Source organism: Streptomyces olivoverticillatus (genome assembly GCF_014203555.1).
Lineage (GTDB): Bacteria > Actinomycetota > Actinomycetes > Streptomycetales > Streptomycetaceae > Streptomyces > Streptomyces olivoverticillatus.
On record NZ_JACHJH010000002.1, the window covers coordinates 495,387 to 519,122 of the forward strand.

A 23,736-nucleotide genomic window follows, 5' to 3' on the forward strand; every position below is an offset into this window, starting at 1 on the left:
CGCTGCGGTAACCTGACCCCATGCGTGCCGTACGCCTCCTGCTTAGCGAGCCGCGCTGATCAGCACCGACCGGTGACCTCCGGTCGGCATCGGCGCGGCGTCCCCTCCTGTGCGAGGGGCTTTTTCATTTCCCGGCAGGACCGCGGTCCGAAAATTCGCAGCCGCAGGCAGAGACGACGATCGATGGAGCTTTGAGGACGATGAGCGATACCCCCAACGCCGCCGAGGTGGCCGCCCCGCACCGGTACACGGCCGCGCTGGCCGCCGACATCGAGGCGCGCTGGCAGGACTTCTGGGACGCGAACGGCACCTACGAGGCACCCAACCCCGCCGGGGAGCTCGCGGGCGACCCCGAGATCGTCGCCCGCCCCAAGAAGTTCATCATGGACATGTTCCCGTACCCCTCGGGTGCGGGCCTGCACGTCGGCCACCCGCTCGGCTACATCGCCACCGACGTCTACGCGCGCTACCACCGCATGACGGGCCACAACGTCCTGCACACCCTCGGCTTCGACGCCTTCGGCCTGCCCGCCGAGCAGTACGCGGTGCAGACCGGCACCCACCCCCGGGTGTCCACCGAGGCCAACATCGACAACATGAAGCTCCAGCTGCGCCGGCTGGGCCTGGGCCACGACAAGCGCCGGTCGTTCGCCACGATCGAGCCCGAGTACTACAAGTGGACCCAGTGGATCTTCCTGCAGATCTTCAACTCCTGGTACGACGAGGAGGCGAAGAAGGCCCGCCCGATCAGTGAGCTCGTGGCCCGCTTCGAGAGCGGCGAGCGCGAGGTGCCCGGGGGCCGCGCGTGGAGCGAGCTGAGCGCCGCCGAGCGCGCCGACGTCCTGAGCGGCCACCGCCTGGCCTACGCCTCCGACGCGCCGGTCAACTGGTGCCCCGGCCTGGGCACCGTCCTGGCCAACGAGGAGGTCACCTCCGACGGCCGCTCCGAGCGCGGCAACTTCCCCGTCTTCAAGTCCAAGCTGCGCCAGTGGAACATGCGGATCACCGCCTACGCGGACCGCCTGATCGACGACCTGGACGCGCTGGACTGGCCCGAGGCCATCAAGCTCCAGCAGCGCAACTGGATCGGCCGCAGCGAGGGCGCCCGCGTCGACTTCGAGGTCTCCGACGGCAGCCAGGCGAAGATCACCGTCTTCACCACCCGCCCCGACACCCTCTTCGGCGCCACCTACATGGTGCTGGCCCCCGAGCACGACCTGATCGACTCCATCGTGCCCGCCGCGTGGCCCGAGGGCACCAAGGACGTCTGGACCGGCGGTGCGAAGACCCCGGCCGAGGCCGTCGCCGCGTACCGCAAGCAGGCGCAGTCCAAGACCGACGTCGAGCGCCAGACCGAGGGCAAGGACAAGACCGGCGTCTTCACCGGCGCCCACGCCCGCAACCCCCTGACCGGCCAGGACGTCCCCGTCTTCGTCGGCGACTACGTCCTGATGGGCTACGGCACCGGCGCGATCATGGCCGTCCCCGGCCAGGACGAGCGCGACTGGGAGTTCGCCTCCGCCTTCGAGCTGCCGATCGTCCGCACCGTGCAGCCCCCGGAGGGCTGGGAGGGCGAGGCCTTCACCGGCCAGGGCCCGGCGATCAACTCCGCCGGTGACGAGATCGACCTCAACGGCATGCCGGTCGACGAGGCCAAGCGCACCGTCATCGCCCACCTGACCGAGCGCGGCATCGGCGAGGGCACCGTCAACTTCCGCCTGCGCGACTGGCTGTTCAGCCGCCAGCGCTACTGGGGCGAGCCCTTCCCGATCGTCTACGACGAGGACGGCGTCGCCCACGCGCTGCCCGAGTCGATGCTCCCCCTGGAGCTGCCCGAGGTCGAGGACTACTCGCCGCGCACCTTCGAGCCGGACGACGCCGACACCTCCCCCGAGACCCCGCTCTCGCGCAACGAGGACTGGGTCAACGTCGAGCTGGACCTCGGCGACGGCGTCAAGCGCTACCGCCGCGAGACCAACACCATGCCCAACTGGGCCGGTTCCTGCTGGTACGAGCTGCGTTACCTGGACCCGCACAACGACGAGCACCTGGTCTCCGCCGAAGCCGAGCAGTACTGGATGGGCCCGCGCGAGGGCATGCCGCACGGCGGCGTCGACCTGTACGTCGGCGGCGCCGAGCACGCCGTGCTGCACCTGCTGTACGCCCGCTTCTGGTCCAAGGTCCTCTTCGACCTGGGCCACGTCTCCTCGGCCGAGCCGTTCCACAAGCTCTACAACCAGGGCATGATCCAGGCGTACGTCTACCGCGACGCGCGCGGCATCGCGGTGCCCGCCGCCGAGGTGGAGGAGCGCGACGGCGCCTACTACTACAACGGCGAGAAGGTCAGCCGGCTGCTCGGCAAGATGGGCAAGTCCCTGAAGAACGCCGTCACGCCCGACGAGATCTGCTCTGAGTACGGCGCGGACACGCTGCGCCTGTACGAGATGGCGATGGGCCCCCTGGACGTCTCCCGCCCCTGGGACACCCGCGCCGTCGTCGGCCAGTACCGCCTGCTGCAGCGCCTGTGGCGCAACGTGGTGGACGAGAACACCGGCGAGGTCACGGTCGTCGACGCCGAGCCCGACGAGGCCACGCTGCGTGCCCTGCACAAGGCGATCGACGGCGTCGGCCAGGACATGGCGAACCTGCGCTTCAACACCGCCATCGCCAAGGTCACCGAGCTGAACAACTTCGTGACCAAGCTGAGCGAGGTGCCGCGCTCCGTCGCCGAGCGGATGGTGCTGCTGATCGCCGCGCTGGCCCCGCACATCGCCGAGGAGCTGTGGCGCAAGCTGGGCCACGAGACCTCGGTCGTCCACGCCGGCTTCCCCGTCGCCGACCCCGCCTACCTGGTCGACGAGTCCGTGACCTGCGTCGTCCAGATCAAGGGCAAGGTCAAGGCGCGCCTGGAGGTGCCCCCCTCGATCTCCGAGGAGGAGCTGGAGAGGACCGCGCTGGCCGACCCGGCGGTCGTCGCCGCCCTGGACGGCGCGGGCATCCGCAAGGTGATCGTGCGGGCGCCGAAGCTGGTCAACATCGTTCCGGCGTAATGGCCGGAAGCCCTCACTGAGGGTTTCTCCCTACGGGCAGGTTGGGGGTTCTTCCGGAACCCCCGGCCTGCCCGTGGCGTTTACGGTGGAGTGGTGCGGCCGTACTCCTCCCGACGGGCGGAGCGGCCGGGTCCTGCCCCGATGCAGAAAACCCGTGAGGAGCGCCCATGGAAGCCGCGGCCGCGATCATTGCCGTGATCTTCGCGATTCTCGTCGCGTTCGCGGTGATCGCCACGGTCAGGGCGGTGCGGGCCGTCAAGCGCGGCGTGGACCGCACGGTCACCCAGGCGCGCCGGACGGTCGAGGACACCCGGCTCAAGGCCAAGCAGTACACCCAGCCGGGTGCGGGCGGCGAGGTCGCCCAGCTGCGCCTGTCGCTGCGCACCTCCATGCGGGCCACGCAGGAGGCGCTGCGGGCCGGTCTGCCGGAGGACCCGTCGCTGTCGGAGTCCCTGGCCCTCTTCGAGCGGCTCAGCGCGCACGGGCGCGAGCTCGACGAGGACCTCAGGAAGCTGGAGGACGAGCCCGACAAGGGCCGTGTCGCCGCGTGCCTGCCGGAGCTCAGGGAGCGCACCGAGCGCGTCCGGCACTCCGCGGACTCGCTGCGCTGGGCCGCCCAGGACCGGCAGCGGCGCTTCGCCGAGGACGATCTGGCGGTGCTGAGCGAGCAGATCGAGATGGAGGCGGGCGCGCTGCGGCATTGGGCGACGGAGGAGCCTGAGGGGGCTGGTGCGGCTGGTGCGGGTTCGTCGGGTGCTTCCGGTGGGGCTGGTGCGGCTGGTGCGGCTGGTGCGGGTTCGTCGGGTGCTTCCGGTGGGGCTCGTGCGGCGGAGGCTCCGCGCGCGTCGGCCGGGGACGAGCCGGAGGCGGCCGAGCGGCCCGCGATCAGCGGGCGGAATGTCTGGCAGCAGGCCGGGTACGCATGGCAGAAGGCCCGGCGGCCGGAAAGCACCTCCTGACGATCATGCGGCCAAGGGTCGCACTGCCGTCGACCCGGCCCGGCGGGTAACCTCCGGGGCATGTCCCGCCATGTCGCGATCATCACCGATTCCACGGCCTACCTGCCACAGCAGGCGATGGAGCGGCACAGCATCACCGCCGTCCCGCTGACGGTCGTCCTGGGCGACGAGGCGCTTGAGGAAGGCACCGAGATCTCGGCCCGGTCCGTCGCCCAGGCCCTCCGCAAACGCAGGCCGGTGACCACCTCCCGGCCCGGCCCCGAGGTCTTCGCCGCCGCCTACCGCGCGGCCGCCGAGGCCGGTGCGCAGGCGATCGTCTCCCTCCACCTCTCCGCGGAGTTCTCCGGCACGTACGACGCGGCCGTGCTCGCGGCCCGCGAGGCGGAAGTGCCGGTGCGGGTCGTGGATTCGGGCATGGTGGCCATGGCCCTCGGCTTCTGCGCCCTGGCCGCCGCCGAGACGGCCGAGGCCGGCGGCACGCCGGACGAGGTGGTGTCCGCGGCCGAGAAGCGCGCGCAGGGCACGGCCGCCTACTTCTACGTCGACACCCTCGACTATCTTCGCCGCGGCGGCCGCATCGGAGCCGCCCAGGCCCTGCTGGGCTCGGCACTCGCCGTCAAGCCGCTGCTACAGCTGGAAGGCGGCCGCATCGAGCTGCGCGAGAAGGTGCGTACGGCCTCGAAGGCGATCGCCCGCCTGGAGGAGATCGCGGTCGAACGGGCCGGTGCCGCCCCCGTCGACATCGCCGTCCACCACCTGGCCGCGCCCGACCGGGCCGAGGTGCTCGCCGACCGGCTGCGGGAGAGGGTGCCGGGGCTGGCGGAGCTCCACGTGAGCGAGGTCGGCGCGGTCATCGGGGCGCACACCGGGCCGGGGCTGCTGGGCGTGGTGGTGTCGCACCGGTAGCGCATGTCCCTGCGCCGCCATGGTCGCTCACCCTCACGGGTGGCGAAGATATCCACAACTGCCGGGTTATCCACCGAATTCAAGCCGCCCCAGCGCGGTGCGCCGAACGCCTCTACGGTCTCGTGCCATGACGGTTCACGTGACGGGTTGGGAGCGCACGGTCACCGCTGCGGCGGACTTCGACACTCTGCTGCGCGAGCGCGCCCGGGTGCCCGAGGGGTCGGTGGGCGGGGCGGCTTGTGGATCGGTGGGCGTGGCGCGCGGGCGGGTGAGCCGGCGGGCCGCCGCGGTGCGGGAGCGGCTGCCGATGTGGGTGCAGCTGCGGTGCGGCATCGAGGTGCGGACGCTTGCCGCGCTGGCGGTCGTCCTGGTCGCCGCCGGGGTGCTGGCCGCGTACCACTTCTGGGCCGGGAGGCCGCAGGCGGTCCGGGCGCCGAGCCGCGAGACACCGGTGGCCGCGGTGTCACGGGCGCCGGTGCGGTCGGGGGCGCCGAGCGTCATTCCCTCGGGGGCGCGGGGCGGGCCGGGCGCCGTGGTCGTGGTGGACGTGGCGGGCAAGGTGCGGCAGCCGGGGGTCCGGCGCCTGCCGCAAGGCTCGCGGGTCGCCGACGCGCTGGAGGCGGCGGGCGGGCCGCGGCCGGGGGTGGACACGACCGGGCTCAACCGGGCACGGGTCCTCGTGGACGGGGAGCAGATCCTGGTCGGCGCTGCGCCTGGGGGCGTCGTAGGTGCCCCCGCGAGTACGGGCGCCGGTGGCGGGCCCGGCGCGGCGGGGGCGGCCGGGCCGGTCAGCCTCAACTCCGCGACGCTCGACCAGCTGGACTCCCTCCCCGGCGTCGGCCCGGTGCTCGCCCAGCACATCCTTGACTACCGCACCCAGCACGGCGGTTTCCGCTCCGTCTCCGAACTCCGCGACGTCAACGGCATCGGCGCCCGCCGGTTCACCGACCTCAAGCCCTTGGTCCAGCCATGACCCGGACCGCCGAGGGCGCGGCCGCCCGAGGTCCGCGGCAGCGTCAAGAGGGCACGTCAGGTCCGGGACGGTCTCAAGAGGGCGCATCCGACCTGCGGTTGGTGTTCCCGGCGCTCGGCGCATGGGGTGCGGCGGCGCTCGCGCTGACGGCGGACGGCGGCACGGTGGCCGCCGCCTGTGGCGCAGCCCTGCTCGCGGCCGGCCTGCTGATCGTGCTCGCCCGGCGAGCCCGGCGCGGACGGCCGGAGACATCCGGGGCAGCCGGAGCCTCCGCCCGCGCAGGTGCCCTCGTGGCAGTCGCGGCCGTGCTGCTGTGCGCCGTCGCCGGGGCGGCGGCCGCCGCCTTCGCCGCGGCCGACACGCGGCGCGGGCCACTGCCGGAGCTGGCCCGCAGATACGGCCAGGCCACCCTTGAAGTGACGGTCACCGCAGACCCACGGCCCGCCCGGCCCCACGTCCGTGGCTCGGCCCGCACCAGCCCGGCCGTGGTGGTGGAAGCCGAAGCCGTCGAAGTCGTGGCACCGCACGCCGTGACCGCGGTCCGTACGCCCGTCCTGCTGATCGCCCCTCCGTCCTGGTCGGAGCTGCTGCCCTCCACCCGGCTCAGGGCCGGCGGAAGGCTCGCCCCGCCCTCCCGCGACGGCGACCGCTTCGCAGCCGTCCTCCGCGTCGACGGCCACGGGCCGCCACGGATCACCGCCCCGCCCTCCGCGGTGCAGCGGGCCGCCGCCCGGCTGCGCGCGGGGCTGCGGGACGCCTCGGAAGGGCTCGCCCCCGACGCCCGCGCGCTGCTGCCGGGGCTGGTCGCCGGTGATACCTCCCGGGTGCCGCCCGACCTCGACGAAGCCTTCCGGGCCACGGACCTGACCCACCTCCTCGCCGTCTCCGGCGGCAATCTGACCGTTCTGCTCGTGCTCCTCATCGGCCCGCCCCACCTCGCCGCGCGCGCCGAGCGCCGCGGGCTGGCCGGGCGGCTCGGTGTGCCGCTGCGGCTGACGGCCCTGCTCGGCGGCGCACTGGCCATCGCGTTCGTGGTCGTCTGCAGGCCGGAGCCGAGCGTGCTGCGGGCCGCCGCCTGCGGCCTGGTCACCCTCCTGGCCATCGGCTCGGGGCGCCGCCGCAGCCTGCTGCCCGCGCTCGCGGCGGCCGTCCTGCTGCTGGTGCTCTACGACCCGTGGCTGGCCCGCAGCTATGGCTTCCTGCTCTCCGTCCTGGCCACCGGGGCCCTCCTCACGCTCGCCCCGCGCTGGAGCGAGGCGTTGCGGCGGCGCGGCCTTGCGCCGAGAGTCGCCGAGGCGCTCGCGGCGGCCGGTGCCGCGCAGGCCGTGTGCGCGCCCGTCATCGTCGTGCTGGCCGCCAGGGTCAGCCTCGTCGCCATCCCCTGCAACCTGCTTGCCGAGCCCGCGGTCGCCCCGGCCACCGTGCTGGGTTTCGCCGCCCTTGCCACCGCCCCCGTCGCCGCGCCCCTCGCCCGGTGCTTCGCCTGGCTGGCCGGGTGGCCCGCCTCCTGGACGGCCACCGTCGCCCGCACCGGCGCGGAGCTGCCGGGAGCGGAGCTCGGCTGGCCCGGCAGCTGGCAGGGCGGGCTGCTGCTGGCCCTGGCCGTGGCGGCCGCCGCCCTCGCCGCCCGCCGGCTGCTGCACCACCCCTGGATGTGCGGGGCGTGCGCGCTGCTCCTCCTGCTCGCCGTCGTCCGCCCGGCCCCGCTCACCCGCATCGTCACCGGCTGGCCGCCGCCCGGTTGGAGGATGGCGGCGTGCGACGTCGGACAGGGGGACGCCCTGGTCCTGGCCGCGAGCCCGGGCAGCGGCACCGCACTGGTCGTGGACGCGGGCCCGGAGCCGCGGGCCGTCGACCACTGTTTGCGCGAGCTGGGCGTGGAGACCGTGCCGCTCCTCGTCCTGACGCACTATCACGCCGATCACGTCGACGGCCTGCCCGGCGTGCTGCGCGGCCGGGCGGTCGGGGCGATCGAGACGACCCCGTATGCCCAGCCCCCGGGCCAGGCCGCCTTCGTGCGCCGCGAGGCGGAGCGGGCGCGGGTGCCGGTGGTCGAGGCGGTGCCGGGGGAGCGGCGGCATCTGGGGGAGTTGTCCTGGGAGGTGCTGTGGCCGCCGCCCGCGGGGACGTCCGTCGCGGCCGAGGACGGCCCCAACGACGCCAGCGTCACGCTCCTCGTACGGACCGGGGGCCTGACCCTGCTCCTGCTCGGCGACCTCGAACCACCCGCCCAGCAGGCGCTGTCGGAAGCGCACCCCGACCTGCCGCCGGTGGACGTCCTCAAGGTCGCCCACCACGGCTCCGCCCACCAGGACGCACGGCTGCTGCGCGCCCTCCACCCCCGGCTGGCGCTCATCAGCGTGGGCGTCGGCAACCCCTACGGGCACCCGGCCGCCCGGACGGTGGCGGCGCTGCGGGCGCAGGGAGCGGTGGTGCTGCGCACCGACACCGGCGGCAGCCTCGCGGTGACCGGCGACGGCACGGCCGTCACCGCCCTCGCGGCCGGTCACCGGCGCACCCGAAGGCACCGGCGCCGGGCGCGGAGCAAGGGCGCGGGCGGGGGAGGACGTAGGACTGCGGCCCGATGCCGGGACCACCTCGGATGCGGCATAAATGAGCCATGGACTCAACCGTCATCGACGCCTACCTCAGCCGCATCAACACCACGCGCCCCGCCCGTCCCGATGCCCAGGCACTGCGCGAGCTGCAGTTCCGGCATCTGCTGGCCGTGCCGTTCGAGAATCTGTCGATACACCTCGGAGAGGAGATCGTGCTCGACGGCGGGGCGCTGGTCGACAAGGTCGTGCAGCGCGAGCGCGGCGGATTCTGCTTCGAACTCAACGGCGCCTTCGCCCAGCTGCTGACCGCGCTCGGATTCCGGGTGCGGCTGCTGGCGGGGCGGGTGATGGGGCCGGAGGGGAGGTTCGGGATTCCGTTCGACCACTTGGCGCTGCGGGTGGAGACGGACGGGGCGGCCGGCGAGGCGGAGGCCTGGCTCGTCGACGTCGGCTTCGGCCGCAACAGCCACTACCCGCTGCACCTGGACGGGCGCGACGACCAGAGCGACCCCGAAGGGGTGTTCCGGCTCGTGGAGACCGAGGAGGGCGACCTGGACGTCCTCAAGGACGGCGCGGTGCAGTACCGCCTGGACCAGCGCCCGCGGGAGCTGGCCGACTTCGAGGGCGCCTGCTGGTACCACCGCACCTCGCCCAGGTCGCCCTTCACCCAGGCGCTGCTCTGTTCGCGCCTCACCGAGGGCGGGCGGGTGACGATCAGCAACCGGACGCTCGTCACGACGGACGCCGGCGGACGGCAGGAGTGGATGCTGAGCGAGGAGGAGGTGCTGCCCGCCTATCGGAAGCACTTCGGGGTCGGCCTGGACCGGGTCCCGGAGGTGCCCCGCATGCCCGTGACCGACACGATCATGCCGACCTGATCCATACGCCTGCCGGCTCTCGCCGCCGCCCGCCCGGGGCGCGACTAGCCGGCCTCGACCCAGCCGTCGTACTCCTCGGCCAGTTCGCGCAGCGCGGCGACGTCCAGCTCGCCGTCCGGGTCCTCCAGGACGACCAGCCACTGGGCGTCCTCGGCGTCGTCCTCACCGGAGAGGGCGTCGCGCACGACCGGGGGGTCCTCGTCGAGGCCGAAGCGCTGGACGGATTCGTCGGCGGCCTCCTCGGCGGTGTCGCGGTCGGGGAGCACCAGCAAGTGCCGTACGGGATCGGAGGAAAGGAAAGCGCTGCTCACACGCTCATTGTGCGGTATGGCCCCACGGCGGCACACGGGGGTGTCAGTGGAGCGTGGGATGCTGGTTGCGATGCCCAGGAAGACTGCAACCGACGACTTGCTCGCCCCTGTCACGCTCGCCGTGGGGCAGGAGGATCTCCTCCTCGACCGCGCCGTGCAGGAGGTGGTCGCGGCGGCCCGTGCCGCCGATGCCGACACCGACGTCCGCGACCTCACCTCCGACGCGCTCCAGCCCGGCACGCTCGCCGAGCTGACGAGCCCGTCGCTCTTCGCCGAGCGCAAGGTGGTGATCGTCCGCAACGCCCAGGACCTGTCCGCCGACACGGTCAAGGACGTCAAGAGCTATCTGGCGGCGCCCGCCGAGGAGATCACGCTCGTGCTGCTGCACGCGGGCGGGGCGAAGGGCAAGGGGCTGCTGGACGCGGCGCGCAAGGCGGGGGCCCGGGAGGTCGCCTGCCCCAAGATGGCCAAGCCGGCCGACCGGCTGGCGTTCGTGCGCGCGGAGTTCCGCGCCACCGGCCGTTCCGCGACGCCGGAGGCGTGCCAGGCGCTGGTGGATGCGATCGGCAGTGATCTCCGGGAGCTGGCGAGCGCGTGTGCGCAGCTCGTCGCCGACATCGAGGGCACCATCGACGAGTCGGTCGTCGCCCGCTACTACACGGGCCGCGCCGAGGCCTCCAGCTTCACCGTGGCCGACCGGGCCGTGGAGGGCCGGGCCGCCGAGGCGCTGGAGGCGCTGCGGTGGGCGATGGCCACGGGGGTCGCACCGGTGTTGATCACCAGCGCGCTGGCGCAGGGCGTCCGCTCGATCGGCAAGCTGGCCTCGGCGCCCCGCGGCGCCCGCCCCGGCGATCTCGCCCGTGAGCTGGGCATGCCGCCGTGGAAGATCGACCGGGTCCGCCAGCAGATGCGTGGCTGGTCGGCGGACGGGGTGGCCGCGGCGCTGCGCGCGGTCGCGGAGGCGGATGCCGGCGTCAAGGGCGGGGGAGCCGATCCCGAGTACGCCCTGGAGAAGGCGGTCGTAGCCGTGGCCAGAGCGGCCCGCAGCCGCTCCTGACCTGAGCGCCCCAGGGGCCTGCGGCCCCAAAAGCCCGCAGGCCCCGTGTCCGCCCTGGGGAAGGGCGGGCGCAGGGCCTGCAAGGTCGTTCTGGTCGAGCCGCAAGGCTCATGCCGCACCCGCGTGGCGAACGGCCGCGTGCGGCGGAGTGCCGGTCCGGAGCGGTAGAGAGGGTCCGCTGGGTCCGTGCCGGCGAAGGATCGGGGCTCACGCCCCGAAGTGGCTTCAGCCCTTGAGGGAAGCAGCCTGCTTGGCCAGCGCCGACTTCTTGTTGGCGGCGGCGTTCTTGTGCAGGACGCCCTTGCTGACGGCCTTGTCCAGCTTCTTGCCGGCCAGGGCGACAGCGGCGGTGGCCTTGGTGAGGTCGCCGCCGGCGATGGCCTCGCGGGCCGCGCGGACAACGGTCTTGACCGAGGACTTGACGGCCTTGTTACGCAGGCGCGCCTTCTCGTTGGTCTTGTTCCGCTTGATCTGGGACTTGATGTTCGCCACGAAAGAGCCTTTTCAGGTTCGTTGGATTTCGATCAGTGCTCCGCGCGATAGAGGGCGCACGAAGCACAGTGGACCAGGCTACCAGCAGGCACTCGGGCGTCCCAAACCAGACGGTACCCGCCGGTCATGGGACCATGGAGAGGTCGTATACCCGACTCCCGCCGAGACTGGCGTTCAAACGCCGAAGTCACCGAATGGATCCTGCGTGCCCGCGACCCCTACCAACGTGCCCGAGCCGAGCCGTACCGACCCGGCTCTGATCCGTAACTTCTGCATCATCGCGCACATCGACCACGGCAAGTCGACGCTCGCCGACCGGATGCTTCAGCTGACCGGCGTGGTCGACCAGCGGCAGATGCGCGCGCAGTACCTCGACCGGATGGACATCGAGCGCGAGCGCGGCATCACGATCAAGTCGCAGGCGGTCCGGCTGCCGTGGGCGCCCACCGAGGACCCGGGCAACACCCACATCCTCAACATGATCGACACGCCGGGCCACGTGGACTTCACCTACGAGGTCTCGCGCTCCCTCGCCGCGTGCGAGGGCTGCGTCCTCCTCGTGGACGCCGCCCAGGGCATCGAGGCCCAGACCCTCGCCAACCTCTACCTGGCGATGGAGAACGACCTCACGATCATCCCGGTCCTCAACAAGATCGACCTGCCGGCCGCCCAGCCCGAGAAGTTCGCGGCCGAGCTGGCCAACCTCGTCGGCTGTGACCCGGAGGACGTGCTGCGGGTCTCCGCCAAGACCGGCGTCGGCGTGGACGCGCTGCTGGACAAGGTCGTCCGCGAGGTCCCGGCCCCGGTCGGCGTCAAGGACGCCCCCGCCCGCGCGATGATCTTCGACTCGGTCTACGACGCCTACCGGGGCGTCGTGACGTACGTCAAGGTCGTCGACGGCACGCTCAGCAAGCGCGAGCGCATCAAGATGATGTCGACCGGCGCCGCCCACGAGCTGCTGGAGATCGGCACCAACTCGCCCGAGATGACCCCCGCCGACGGCCTGTCCGTCGGTGAGGTGGGCTATCTGATCACCGGTGTGAAGGACGTCCGCCAGTCCAAGGTCGGCGACACCATCACCCAGCTGTCGCGCGGTGCCACCGAGGCGCTGGGCGGCTACAAGGACCCCAAGCCGATGGTGTTCTCGGGCCTGTACCCGCTGGACGGCTCCGACTACCCGGAGCTGCGCGAGGCCCTGGACAAGCTGCAGCTCAACGACGCCGCCCTGGTGTACGAGCCGGAGACCTCCGCGGCCCTCGGCTTCGGCTTCCGCGTGGGCTTCCTGGGCCTGCTGCACCTGGAGGTCGTCCGTGAGCGCCTCGAGCGCGAGTTCGGCCTCGACCTGATCGCCACCGCGCCCAACGTGGTCTACCGGGTGGACATGGAGGACGGTGCGGAGCACATCGTCACCAACCCCAGCGAGTTCCCCACCGGCAAGATCGACCAGGTGCACGAACCGGTCGTCCGGGCAACGATCCTGGCGCCCAGCGAGTTCATCGGCGCGATCATGGAGCTGTGCCAGAACCGGCGCGGCGTCCTGCTCGGCATGGACTACCTCTCCGAGGACCGCGTCGAGATCCGCTACACCCTGCCGCTCGCCGAGGTCGTCTTCGACTTCTTCGACCAGCTGAAGTCCAAGACCCGCGGCTACGCCTCGCTGGACTACGAGCCCACCGGCGAGCAGACCGCCGACCTGGTCAAGGTCGACATCCTGCTGCACGGCGACAAGGTGGACGCGTTCTCCGCGATCACCCACAAGGACAAGGCGTACGCCTACGGCGTGCGGCTCGTCGCCAAGCTGCGCGAGCTCATCCCGCGGCAGAACTTCGAGGTGCCCATCCAGGCCGCCATCGGCTCCCGGGTCATCGCCCGCGAGACCGTCCGCGCCATCCGCAAGGACGTCCTCGCCAAGTGCTACGGCGGTGACATCTCCCGTAAGCGGAAGCTGCTGGAGAAGCAGAAGGAGGGCAAGAAGCGGATGAAGATGGTCGGCAACGTGGAGGTCCCGCAGGAGGCCTTCATCGCGGTGCTCTCCAGTGACGAGAGTGGCGACAAGAGCAAGAAGTAGCCTGCTTCGGCCGCCCGCGGCCTTGGCTCGGCGGCCGAAAGATGCCCGTCCTCCCCGGGGGTCGGGCATCTTTGCGTAGGGAGCCTCCCCTTGAAGCTTTCGATGCCGTCACGGGCACTTACGCGACGGCCGCTTCGGCTCTACTCTGATCACTGCTCAAAGGTTACTCGCGAGTCACCAGCAACGAAGCGGGCCCCCGGAGGATGCCGTGACCGAGACACAGGCTTTGATCGAGAACCGGCCGCCCTCCGTGGCGAGCCTCTTCCTCGAACGGGTCGAGGCGACGCCGGAGGCGGAGGCCTACCGCTACCCGGTGCCCGCCCCCTCGGGCCAGGGCCCCGACTCCTGGGCCTCGCTGACCTGGCGCGACGCCGCCGACCGCGTCTTCGCCATCGCCGCCGGCCTCATCGACCTCGGCGTCCGCCCCGAGGAGCGCGTCGCCCTCGCCTCCGGCACCCGCGTGGAGTGGATCCTCGCCGACCTCGGCGTGATGTGCGCCGGCGCCGCCACCACCCCCGTCTACCCCAGCACCAACGCCGAGGAGACCGCCTTCATGCTCGGCGACGCCGAGTGCAAGGTGATCATCGCCGAGGACGCCGCCCAGCTCGCCAAGGCGCGCAAGCACCGCGCCGAGCTGCCCGGCCTCGCCCACGTCGTCGTCATCGACGCCGGTGACGCCACCCCCGATGCCGAGGACCCCGAGGGCTGGCTGCTCTCCCTCGCCGACCTGGAGCGGCGCGGCGCCGCACGCCTGGAGCGCGAGCCCGGCATCGTCAAGGAGCGCGTCGACGCCCTGCGCCCCGAGCAGCTCGCCACGCTGATCTACACCTCCGGCACCACCGGCCGCCCCAAGGGCGTCAGGCTGCGCCACGACGCCTGGGCCTACATGGCGCGCGCGATCGAGGCGACCGGCCTGGTCCGCCCCGAGGACGTGCAGTACCTGTGGCTGCCGCTCGCGCACGTCTTCGGCAAGGTGCTGACCGCCGGGCAGATCAGCGTCGGGCACGTCACCGCCGTCGACGGCCGGGTCGACAAGATAATCGAGAACCTCGCCGTCGTCCGGCCCACCTACATGGCGGCCGTGCCGCGCATCTTCGAGAAGGTCTACAACGGCGTCGCCGCCAAGGCCCGCGAGGCCGGCGGCGCCAAGTACAAGATCTTCCGCTGGGCCGCCGAGGTCGCCCGCGAGTACGCCAAGGTCTCGCAGGACAACTTCCGCCACACCGGCAGCAAGTCCGTGCCCTTCGGGCTCGCCGTCAAGCACCGGGCCGCCGACGCCCTCGTCTACTCCAAGATCCGCGACGCCTTCGGTGGCCGCCTGCGCGCCTGTGTCTCGGGCGCCTCCGCCCTCGCCCCCGACATCGGCTACTTCTTCGCGGGCGCCGGCATCCACATCCTCGAGGGCTACGGCCTCACGGAAACCAGCGCCGCCAACTTCGTCAACCCCGGCGAGGCCTACCGCACCGGCACCGTCGGCAAGCCGCTGCCCGGCACCGAGGTGCGCATCGCCGACGACGGGGAGATCCTGCTGCGCAGCCCCGGCGTCATGGAGGGCTACCACAAGCAGCCCGAGAAGACCTCCGAGGTCCTCGAGAGCGACGGCTGGTTCCACACCGGCGACATCGGCGAGCTCTCGGCCGACGGCTATCTGCGCATCACCGACCGCAAGAAGGACCTGATCAAGACGTCCGGCGGGAAGTACGTCGCGCCCGCCGAGATCGAGGGCAGGTTCAAGGCCGTCTGCCCCTACGTCTCCAACGTCCTGGTGCACGGCGCCGACCGGAACTTCTGCAGCGCCCTGATCGCCCTCGACGGCCCGGCCATCCTCGCCTGGGCCAAGGAGCAGGGCATGGAAGGCCTGCCCTACGCCGAGGTGGTCGCCGCCCAGGAGACCCAGGAGCTCATCGGCGACTACGTCCGCCAGGTCAACGAGGGCCTCCAGCGCTGGCAGACGGTCAAGAAGTTCCGGCTGCTCCCGCGCGACCTGGACGTCGAGCACGGCGAGCTGACGCCCAGCCTCAAGCTCAAGCGGCCCGTCGTGGAGCGCGAGTACAAGAACCTGATCGAGGAGATGTACGCGGGCGCACGGGAGGACTGACCGGCGCGCGGGAGCGCGGACGGGGGGCGGGTGCGCCTCACCCCCGTCCGCGCTCCCGCGCCTCACCCCCGCAACCGGCGCGGTGACCGGCATTGATATGGGCACAGCCCGCTTCCTCACCACCAGCGAGGGCGAGCACATCGCCACCCCCAGGCACGGCAAGCGCAACGCCGACGCCCTCGCCGACGCTCAGCGGGCACTCAAGAGGTTCCCGCGCCGGAAGCGGGAAAACCGCTCAGTGAAGCACCGCCAGGCGGTGGGGAAGGTTGCCGAGCTGCATCGCAAGGTGCGCCGCCAGCGCACCGATCACGCGCACAAGACCGCGATAGCCCTGGTGCGCACCTACGACGTGATCGCGCACGAGCGCCTGTCGATCGCGAACATGGTCCGTACCCCGAAGGTGAAGCCCGACCCCGGGCAGCCCGGGGTTTTCCTGCAGAACGGCGCGGCGGCGAAGTCGCGCTCGGCGACGTCTGCGGCAGCGGCCCCGAAGCCGCCGTCACCACCGGGCTCGTACGCCCCTGGCTGCGCCTGCTCGCCAAGGAAGGCCGCGGCGTCGCGGCCGTCCTCGAACGGCTCGGCCGCATGCTCGCCGAGGAGGCGGCCGAGGTTGAGCCGGGCGCGGCACCCCGCTTCCTGTCCCTGCTCTACGGAGAGCTCGTGCCGCACGCCGACGGCGTGCGCTGCACGCTGGCCAGCGCCGGCCACCCGCTGCCGCTCCTCCTGCGCCCCGACGGCACGGTACGGGCGGCAGCGCCGCCCCAGATGCTGCTCGGCGTCGTCGACGACGCCGTCTACCGTGCCGAGAGCTTCGACCTGACCGCCGGGGACACGCTGCTGTGCGTCACGGACGGCGTCACCGAGCGCAAGTCCGGCAACCGCCTCTTCGACGACGGCGACGGCCTCGCCGCCGCCCTCGCGGGCTGCGCGGGCCTGTCGGCCGAGGGCGTGGCCGCCCGCATCCGGCAGGCCGTGCACGGCTTCGCACGCACACCGCCGGACGACGACCTGGCGCTGCTGGTGCTCCGGGCGGAGTAATCCGCGCCATGCCGGACAATGGAACGCATGCCTTCCGTACTGCCCGATGGTGAGCCCATGCCCGAGGACGGGGCCCTGCCCCGCCACGCCCTCGACGGCTCCGGGCAGCGGCCCCTCGGCTTCTACCTGCACGTCCCCTACTGCGCCACGCGCTGCGGCTACTGCGACTTCAACACCTACACCGCGAGCGAGCTGCGCGGCTCCGGCGGAGCGCTCGCCTCCCGCGACAACTACGCCGACACCCTCGCCGAGGAGATCCGCCTCGCCCGCAAGGTCCTGGGGGACGACCCCCGGCCGGTGGAGACGGTCTTCGTGGGCGGCGGCACGCCCACCCTGCTGCCCGCCGCCGACCTGGTGCGGATGCTGAGCGCGATCCGCGAGGAGTTCTCCCTCGCCGACGGCGCGGAGATCACCACCGAGGCCAACCCGGACTCCGTGGACCCCCGCTACCTGGCGGAACTGCGCGAAGGCGGCTTCAACCGCATTTCCTTCGGCATGCAGAGCGCCCGCCCGCACGTGCTGCAGATCCTCGACCGTACGCACACCCCCGGGCGGCCCGAGGCATGCGTCGCGGAGGCGCGGGCCGCGGGCTTCGACCACGTCAACCTGGACCTGATCTACGGCACGCCCGGGGAGAGCGACGACGACTGGCGCGCCTCGCTGGACGCCGCGATCGGCGCCGGCCCGGACCACGTCTCGGCCTACGCCCTGATCGTCGAGGAGGGCACCCAGCTCGCGCGGCGCATCCGCCGGGGCGAGGTGCCGATGACCGACGACGACGTGCACGCCGACCGCTACCTGATCGCCGAGGAGACGCTGACCGCGGCGGGCTTCCACTGGTACGAGGTCTCGAACTGGGCCACGACCGAGGCGGGCCGCTGCCGCCACAACGAGCTCTACTGGCGCGGCGCCGACTGGTGGGGCGCAGGCCCGGGGGCGCACTCGCACGTGGGGGGCGTGCGGTGGTGGAACGCCAAGCATCCGGGCGCGTACGCGCAGGCCCTGGCCGAAGGTCGTTCCCCGGGCGCGGGGCGCGAGGTCCTCTCCGAGGAGGACCGCCGGGTCGAGCGCATCCTGCTGGAGCTGCGACTGCTGGAGGGCTGCCCGCTGTCGCTGCTGAAGCCGGCGGGTGCGACGGCGGCGGCGCGGGCGCTGGCGGACGGCCTGCTTCGGCCCGGCCCGTACGAGGCCGGCCGCGCGGTCCTTACGCTGCGGGGGCGGCTGCTGGCCGATGCGGTGGTGCGGGACCTGGTGGACTGAGCGATCGCCCCGCAGCGGCGGGGACAACGAGCTGCTCGGGCGTGTGGACGAACTGATCGACGGAACACCGGAACACCGGAACACCTCCGCGCAAGCGGAGAGCGGTCCACCAGGACCCCTGTGGCCAACGACCTGAGACGACTCAGGGCACGGTCACGTGATCGATGAGACGCTCGACACAGCCCAGCAGCTCCGGCTCAAGATCCTTGTACGAGCGCACCGATCGAAGGATCCGCTGCCAAGCGGCCCCCGTGTTCACCGGCCACCCCAACCCCCGGCACACCCCCGCCTTCCAGTCCTCGCCCCGCGGCACCCGCGGCCACCCCGGAATGCCCACGGACGAAGGCTTGACCGCCTCCCACACGTCCACGTACGGGTGACCGACGACCAGCACGTGCTCGCCCGTCACCTCCGCCGCGATGCGCGACTCCTTCGAACCCGGGACCAAGTGGTCCACCAGGACGCCCAGCCGCGCGTCCGGCCCGGGTGCGAAGGAGCGCACGATCGCGGGCAGGTCGTCGACACCCTCCAGGTACTCCACGACCACGCCCTCGATCCGCAGGTCGTCGCCCCAGACCCGCTCCACGAGCTCCGCGTCGTGCCGGCCCTCGACATAGATCCGGCCCGCCCGCGCCACCCGGGCCCGCGCGCCGGGCACGGCGAGGGAGCCGGAGGCCGTGCGCGCCGGGCCCGCCGCGGCGGCCGGAGCCTGCGGGCGGACCAGCGTGACCACGCGCCCTTCCAGCAGGAAGCCGCGCGGCTCCATGGGGAAGACGCGGTGTTTGCCGAAGCGGTCCTCCAGCGTGACCGTAGGCCCCTGCGCCGTCTTCTCGCACCGGATCACCGCCCCGCAGAAGCCGGTGGTGACCTCCTCCACCACGAGGTCGGCCTCGGCCGGCACCTCCGGCGCGGGCGCGCTCCGCTTCCACGGGGGCGTCAGATCGGGCTCGTACCGGCGGCTGGGTCCACTGCTGCGCATGGGCGCAATTGTGGATCACCGTCCCGGCCCCGGTCACGACACGCCGAACCGCTCCGCCAACGCCTCACGCTGCCCCCGCACGAACCCCGCATCGACCACGGCCCCGTGCCCGGGCACGTACAGCGCGTCCTCGCCGCCCAGCGCGAGCAGCCGGTCCAGCGCCGCGGGCCAGGCGTGGGGGAGGGCGTCCGGGCCCGCCTGCGGCTCGCCGGACTCCTCGACGAGGTCGCCGCAGAAGACCACCTCGGGTGCCCGGCCCGCCCCGGGCACCAGCACCACGAGGTCGTGCGCGGTGTGCCCCGGCCCGGCGTTCGCCAGCATGACCGGCCGCCCGCCGCCCAGGTCGACGGAGAGCTCCCCGGACACCGCGTGGTGCGGCCGTACGAGCAGGTCCGCCGAATCGGCCGCGACCTCGGGGTCCACGCCGTGCCGTACGGCGTCCCGCCGCAGCTCGTCCCGCTCGCGCCGCATCAGCTCCTCCACGCCCACCGCGCCGTACACCTGCACCCCGGAGAAGGCCGCGGTGCCGAAGACGTGGTCGAAGTGGGGGTGGGTGAGTGCGATGTGCGTCACGGGGAGCCCGAAGATTTCCTGGACCTCGCGCCGGATCTCCACCCCCTCGTGCAGGGAGGATCCGGTGTCGACGACCAGGACGCCCGAGCCGCCCGCGACCGCGCCTACGGTGGCGTCCCAGCCCGGCATTCTGCGGCGCACCACCCCCGGCGCAAGTCGTTCCCAATGCGCCCCCGCCCCCTGCTGATCCCCGTGGTTTGCCATACCGCGACGCTAGCCGGAGAGCGGTAGCGTTGCCCGCCCGGAATCGCGTGACGGGGACGGCCCTTGCCCTGCCCGTGGTGCCCGGCCGTACACTGGCTGGAAGGGTCTGGCACTCGTGACCATTGAGTGCCAAGAAGATCCCGTAAGACCCGTAGGGGCCCGCACACGGCCCGTACGACGGCAGGACCACTGGACTGGAGGTGCGCGCGATGCTGAGCGAACGCAGGCTCGAAGTGTTGCGCGCCATCGTTCAGGACTACGTGGGCACCGAGGAGCCCGTGGGCTCCAAGGCCCTCACCGAGCGGCACCGGCTGGGCGTCTCCCCGGCCACGGTGCGCAACGACATGGCCGCGCTGGAGGACGAGGGCTTCATCGCCCAGCCCCACACGAGCGCGGGCCGCATCCCGACCGACAAGGGCTACCGCCTCTTCGTCGACAAACTGGCGGGCGTCAAGCCCCTGTCGACGCCGGAGCGGCGCGCCATCCAGAACTTCCTGGACGGCGCCGTCGACCTGGACGACGTGGTGGCCCGCACGGTGCGGCTGCTCGCGCAGCTGACCCGTCAGGTGGCCGTGGTGCAGTACCCCTCGCTGACCCGCTCGACCGTGCGGCACGTGGAGCTGCTCTCGCTCGCTCCGGCCCGCGTGATGCTCGTGCTGATCACCGACACGGGCCGGGTCGAGCAGCGCATGATCGACTGCCCCGCGCCCGTCGGCGAGAATTCGCTGGCGGACCTGCGCGCGCGGTTGAACAGCCGCGTCGTCGGGCGCCGCTTCACGGACGTGCCGCAGCTGGTGCAGGATCTCCCCGAATCCTTCGAGCAGGACGACCGCGGAACCGTTTCTACGGTGCTCGCCACCCTGCTGGAGACCCTGGTCGAGGAGACCGAGGAGCGGCTGATGATCGGCGGCACCGCCAATCTCACCCGCTTCGGCCACGACTTCCCGCTGACCATCCGGCCGGTGCTGGAGGCGTTGGAGGAGCAGGTTGTGCTGCTCAAGCTGCTCGGCGAGGCCAAGGACTCGGGGATGACCGTGCGCATCGGTCACGAGAACGCCCACGAGGGACTGAACTCCACATCCGTCGTCGCCGTCGGCTACGGTTCGGGCGACGAGGCAGTCGCCAAACTCGGCGTGGTCGGACCGACCCGCATGGACTACCCCGGAACGATGGGAGCGGTACGCGCAGTGGCACGTTACGTCGGACAGATCCTGGCGGAGTCGTAAGTGGCCACGGACTACTACGCGGTCCTGGGCGTACGGCGTGATGCCTCGCAGGACGAGATCAAGAAGGCCTTCCGCCGTCTCGCGCGCGAGCTGCACCCGGACGTCAACCCGGACCCGAAGACGCAGGAGCGGTTCAAGGAGATCAACGCCGCTTACGAGGTCCTCTCCGACCCGCAGAAGAAGCAGGTCTACGACCTCGGTGGCGACCCCCTCTCCTCCTCGGGCGGCGGTGGCGGCGCCGGCGGATTCGGCGCGGGCTTCGGCAACTTCTCCGACATCATGGACGCCTTCTTCGGCCAGGCGTCGCAGCGCGGGCCCCGCTCGCGCACGCGCCGCGGCCAGGACGCCATGATCCGGCTCGAAGTCGACCTGAACGAGGCGGCCTTCGGCACCACCAAGGAGATCCAGGTCGACACCGCCGTCGTCTGCACCACGTGCAGCGGCGAGGGCGCGGCCCCCGGCACCTCCGCCCAGACCTGTGACATGTGCCGCGGCCGCGGCGAGGTCTCCCAGGTCACCCGCTCCTTCCTCGGCCAGGTCATGACCTCCCGGCCGTGCCCGCAGTGCCAGGGCTTCGGCACCGTCGTGCCGACTCCGTGCCCGGAGTGCGCCGGTGACGGGCGCGTGCGCTCGCGCCGCACCCTGACCGTCAAGATCCCGGCCGGTGTCGACAACGGCACCCGCATCCAGCTCGCGGGCGAGGGCGAGGTCGGCCCCGGTGGCGGCCCCGCCGGCGACCTCTACGTGGAGATCCACGAGAAGCCGCACGCCGTCTTCCAGCGCCGCGGCGACGACCTGCACTGCACCGTCACCATCCCGATGACGGCGGCGGCGCTCGGCACCAAGGTGCCGCTGGAGACGCTCGACGGCATCGAGGAGATCGACATCCGCCCGGGCACCCAGTCCGGCCAGTCGATCCCGCTGCACCAGCGCGGCGTCACCCACCTGCGTGGCGGCGGCCGGGGCGATCTCATCGTCCACGTCGAGGTGACCACCCCGTCCAAGCTCGACCCGCAGCAGGAGGATCTCCTGCGCCAGCTGGCGAAGCTCCGCGGCGAGGAGCGCCCGATGGGCGAGTTCAAGCCGGGTCAGCAGGGTCTGTTCTCGCGGCTCAAGGACGCGTTCAACGGCCGGTAGGGCCGTGCAGTGACGCTGCCGCGGGGGCGGACCGGTTTTCCGGTCCGCCCCCGCGCCGCTTGCCCTCAAGGCGCACTGCCACCTTGTGACACGATGTGGTCATGGCCAACGATCCTTGGGGATCCGCACTGACGGACCTGTTCCCCCTTCCCATCGTGCAGGCCCCCATGGCAGGCGGCCCCTCCACCCCGGCGCTCGCCGCGGCCGTCTCCGAAGCCGGCGGCCTCGGCTTCCTGGCCGCGGGCTACAAGACCCCGGAGGCCATGCGGGCGGAGATCGCGGAGCTGCGCACCCTCACCTCCCGCCCCTTCGGCGTCAACCTCTTCATGCCGCAGCCGCCGCCCGCCGACCCGGCCGCCGTGGCCGCGTACGCCGACCGGCTGGCCGCCGAAGCCACCCGCTACGGCGCCCCCTTCGGCGACCCGGACCAGGGCGCCGACGACGCGTACGACGCCAAGCTCGCCCTCCTCCTCGACGACCCGGTACCGGTCGTCTCCTTCACCTTCGGGTGCCCTTCCCGTACGGCCGTCGACGCGCTCGCGGCGGTCGGCACGCTGACGGTCGTCACCGTGACGTCGGCCGCCGAGGCGCTGGCCGCGCAGGAGGCGGGTGCCGACGCCGTCTGCGTCCAGGGCATCGAGGCGGGCGGCCACCAGGGCACCCACCACGACGATCCGCAGGCGGACGCCCCTGGCGCGGGTGCGGGCCTGTTGCCGCTGCTGGCCGAGGTCCGCGAGGCGGTCCGGCTGCCCGTCGTCGCGGCGGGCGGGCTGATGCGCGGTGCCCAGATAGCGGCCGTCCTCGCGGCGGGCGCGTGCGCCGCTCAGCTCGGCACCGCCTTCCTGGCCTGCCCGGAGTCCGGCGCCCGCGCCCTGCACAAGCGGGCGCTGACCGATCCGGCCTTCCCCGGCACGGAGTTGACGCGGGCCTTCTCGGGCCGCCCGGCCAGGGGGCTGGTGAACCGCTTCCTGCGGGAGCACGGCCCGTACGCGCCCGCGGCCTACCCCCAGGTCCACCACCTGACTTCCGGTGTGCGCAAGGCCGCCGCCGCGGCGGGCGACGCGCAGGCCGTCAACCTGTGGGCGGGCCAGGGTCACCGCCTCGCGCGGGAACTTCCGGCGGCCGCACTCGTGGGAGTGCTGGCCGCCGAACTGGACGCGGCACGTGCGGCGTCCGTATGCACCAACCGAGGGAGCACGTCATGACAGCGCCGGTGTTCGTGGTCGAAGAAGGCGCCCTGACGGGCGTCTTCCCCGGCACCGTCTTCAGCCTCGACGGCCCCGAGGGCCGTCACGCCGTATCCGTGCGCAGGCTGCGCGTGGGCGAGGAGATCGTTCTGACGGACGGCGAGGGCGCGGGCGCGTACGGCACCGTGGCCGCCGTCGAGGGCAAGGACCGCCTCGACGTCGCGGTCACGTCGGTCCGTTCGGAGCCGATGCCCCAGCCGCGGATCACCGTCGTCCAGGCCCTGCCCAAGGGCGACCGCGGCGAACTCGCCGTCGAGACGATGACCGAGACGGGCGTCGACGCCATCGTCCCCTGGGCGGCCGCGCGCTGCGTCACCCAGTGGAAGGGTGAGCGCGGGCAGAAGTCACTGGGCAAGTGGCGCGCCACGGCCCGCGAAGCGGGCAAGCAGTCCCGCCGCCTGCACTTCCCGCCGGTCGCCGAACTCATGACGACCAAACAGGTCGCGAACCTGCTGTCCGGTGCCGCCTTCGCCGCCGTCCTGCACGAGGAGGGCAGCACTCCGCTCGCCACGGCCGAGCTGCCGGCGGTCGGCGACATCGTCCTGGTCGTGGGCCCGGAGGGCGGCGTCTCCCCGGAGGAGCTCGCGGTCTTCGAGGAGGCGGGCGCGCAGCCGTACCGCCTGGGCCCGAGCGTCCTGCGCACGTCCACCGCGGGCACGGCCGCGGCGGCGCTGCTGCTGGGACGAACGGGGCGGTGGAGCTGACGGATCGGAATCGGTCCT

General features: G+C 72.6%; 18 protein-coding genes and 2 pseudogenes. 16 read left to right on the top strand and 4 right to left on the bottom strand.

What is annotated here, in order from left to right; all coding sequences use genetic code 11:
- The first annotated feature begins 200 nt into the window (after positions 1-200).
- From leuS to FHS39_RS07525, 6 genes are all read left to right on the top strand, one after another.
- Entirely contained in the window at positions 201-3,050 is a 2,850-nt protein-coding gene (gene leuS / locus FHS39_RS07500) for a leucine--tRNA ligase (RefSeq protein WP_184347547.1), read from the top strand.
- Between the two features lie 167 nt (positions 3,051-3,217).
- Positions 3,218-4,009 carry a hypothetical protein gene (locus tag FHS39_RS07505; RefSeq protein WP_184347549.1) on the top strand — a complete coding sequence of 264 codons (792 nt, stop codon included), beginning with the start codon at positions 3,218-3,220 and terminating at the stop codon, positions 4,007-4,009.
- Between the two features lie 60 nt (positions 4,010-4,069).
- The gene (locus tag FHS39_RS07510; protein WP_184347551.1) at positions 4,070-4,915 is read left to right on the top strand and encodes a DegV family protein; all 846 of its coding nucleotides are present in this window, start codon (positions 4,070-4,072) and stop codon (positions 4,913-4,915) included.
- Between the two features lie 307 nt (positions 4,916-5,222).
- The gene (locus FHS39_RS07515; protein ID WP_184348749.1) at positions 5,223-5,888 is read left to right on the top strand and encodes a ComEA family DNA-binding protein; all 666 of its coding nucleotides are present in this window, start codon (positions 5,223-5,225) and stop codon (positions 5,886-5,888) included.
- Positions 5,885-8,752 (top strand): ComEC/Rec2 family competence protein, encoded by a 2,868-nt coding sequence (locus FHS39_RS07520; RefSeq protein WP_425507748.1) that lies wholly within the window; start codon positions 5,885-5,887, stop codon positions 8,750-8,752. Before FHS39_RS07515 ends, FHS39_RS07520 begins: the two co-directional genes overlap by 4 nt.
- Entirely contained in the window at positions 8,638-9,324 is a 687-nt protein-coding gene (locus FHS39_RS07525) for an arylamine N-acetyltransferase family protein (RefSeq protein WP_343069482.1), read from the top strand. Before FHS39_RS07520 ends, FHS39_RS07525 begins: the two co-directional genes overlap by 115 nt.
- Positions 9,325-9,368: 44 nt before the next feature.
- On the opposite strand, the gene FHS39_RS07530 is transcribed toward FHS39_RS07525, so the two are convergent.
- Positions 9,369-9,635, bottom strand: coding sequence for a hypothetical protein (locus tag FHS39_RS07530; protein ID WP_184347556.1), 267 nt, complete (start codon positions 9,633-9,635; stop codon positions 9,369-9,371).
- Positions 9,636-9,705: 70 nt separating this feature from the next.
- Between FHS39_RS07530 and holA the strand changes: the two genes are divergently transcribed.
- Complete coding sequence (holA, locus tag FHS39_RS07535; protein WP_184347558.1) at positions 9,706-10,692, top strand: DNA polymerase III subunit delta; 987 nt, start codon at positions 9,706-9,708, stop codon at positions 10,690-10,692.
- A 225-nt stretch (positions 10,693-10,917) separates the two neighbouring features.
- Here holA and rpsT read toward each other — a convergent pair whose 3' ends face one another.
- Positions 10,918-11,184, bottom strand: a complete 267-nt coding sequence (rpsT, locus tag FHS39_RS25335; RefSeq protein WP_184347560.1) for a 30S ribosomal protein S20 — start codon at positions 11,182-11,184, stop codon at positions 10,918-10,920.
- A 205-nt stretch (positions 11,185-11,389) separates the two neighbouring features.
- Between rpsT and lepA the strand changes: the two genes are divergently transcribed.
- The 5 genes and pseudogenes from lepA to hemW all read left to right on the top strand — a co-directional run bounded on the left by lepA (position 11,390) and on the right by hemW (position 17,648).
- Complete coding sequence (gene lepA, locus FHS39_RS07545; protein WP_184347562.1) at positions 11,390-13,252, top strand: translation elongation factor 4; 1,863 nt, start codon at positions 11,390-11,392, stop codon at positions 13,250-13,252.
- Between the two features lie 208 nt (positions 13,253-13,460).
- Complete coding sequence (locus tag FHS39_RS07550; protein WP_184347564.1) at positions 13,461-15,350, top strand: AMP-binding protein; 1,890 nt, start codon at positions 13,461-13,463, stop codon at positions 15,348-15,350.
- 97 nt (positions 15,351-15,447) lie between these two features.
- Positions 15,448-15,681 (top strand): annotated as a pseudogene (locus tag FHS39_RS26005) (transposase); the annotation flags it as partial.
- Between the two features lie 131 nt (positions 15,682-15,812).
- Positions 15,813-16,388: pseudogene (locus FHS39_RS07560) on the top strand (PP2C family protein-serine/threonine phosphatase); the annotation flags it as partial.
- A gap of 27 nt (positions 16,389-16,415) precedes the next feature.
- Positions 16,416-17,648: a radical SAM family heme chaperone HemW gene (gene hemW / locus FHS39_RS07565; RefSeq protein WP_184347567.1), complete on the top strand. Its 1,233-nt coding sequence runs from the start codon at positions 16,416-16,418 to the stop codon at positions 17,646-17,648.
- A gap of 142 nt (positions 17,649-17,790) precedes the next feature.
- On the opposite strand, the gene FHS39_RS07570 is transcribed toward hemW, so the two are convergent.
- Together FHS39_RS07570 and FHS39_RS07575 are read right to left on the bottom strand one after the other, a co-directional pair.
- Positions 17,791-18,627: a DUF3097 domain-containing protein gene (locus FHS39_RS07570; protein WP_184347569.1), complete on the bottom strand. Its 837-nt coding sequence runs from the start codon at positions 18,625-18,627 to the stop codon at positions 17,791-17,793.
- 33 nt (positions 18,628-18,660) lie between these two features.
- Positions 18,661-19,404 (bottom strand): MBL fold metallo-hydrolase, encoded by a 744-nt coding sequence (locus tag FHS39_RS07575; RefSeq protein WP_184347571.1) that lies wholly within the window; start codon positions 19,402-19,404, stop codon positions 18,661-18,663.
- A gap of 209 nt (positions 19,405-19,613) precedes the next feature.
- On the opposite strand from FHS39_RS07575, the gene hrcA reads away from it, so the two are divergent.
- From hrcA to FHS39_RS07595, 4 genes are all read left to right on the top strand, one after another.
- Positions 19,614-20,630, top strand: coding sequence for a heat-inducible transcriptional repressor HrcA (gene hrcA, locus FHS39_RS07580; protein WP_184347574.1), 1,017 nt, complete (start codon positions 19,614-19,616; stop codon positions 20,628-20,630).
- Positions 20,631-21,767, top strand: coding sequence for a molecular chaperone DnaJ (dnaJ, locus tag FHS39_RS07585; RefSeq protein WP_184347576.1), 1,137 nt, complete (start codon positions 20,631-20,633; stop codon positions 21,765-21,767).
- 101 nt (positions 21,768-21,868) lie between these two features.
- Positions 21,869-22,972 (top strand): nitronate monooxygenase, encoded by a 1,104-nt coding sequence (locus FHS39_RS07590; protein ID WP_184347587.1) that lies wholly within the window; start codon positions 21,869-21,871, stop codon positions 22,970-22,972.
- Positions 22,969-23,718 carry a 16S rRNA (uracil(1498)-N(3))-methyltransferase gene (locus tag FHS39_RS07595; RefSeq protein WP_184347589.1) on the top strand — a complete coding sequence of 250 codons (750 nt, stop codon included), beginning with the start codon at positions 22,969-22,971 and terminating at the stop codon, positions 23,716-23,718. The genes FHS39_RS07590 and FHS39_RS07595 overlap by 4 nt, the downstream gene beginning before the upstream one ends.
- Positions 23,719-23,736: the final 18 nt, after the last annotated feature.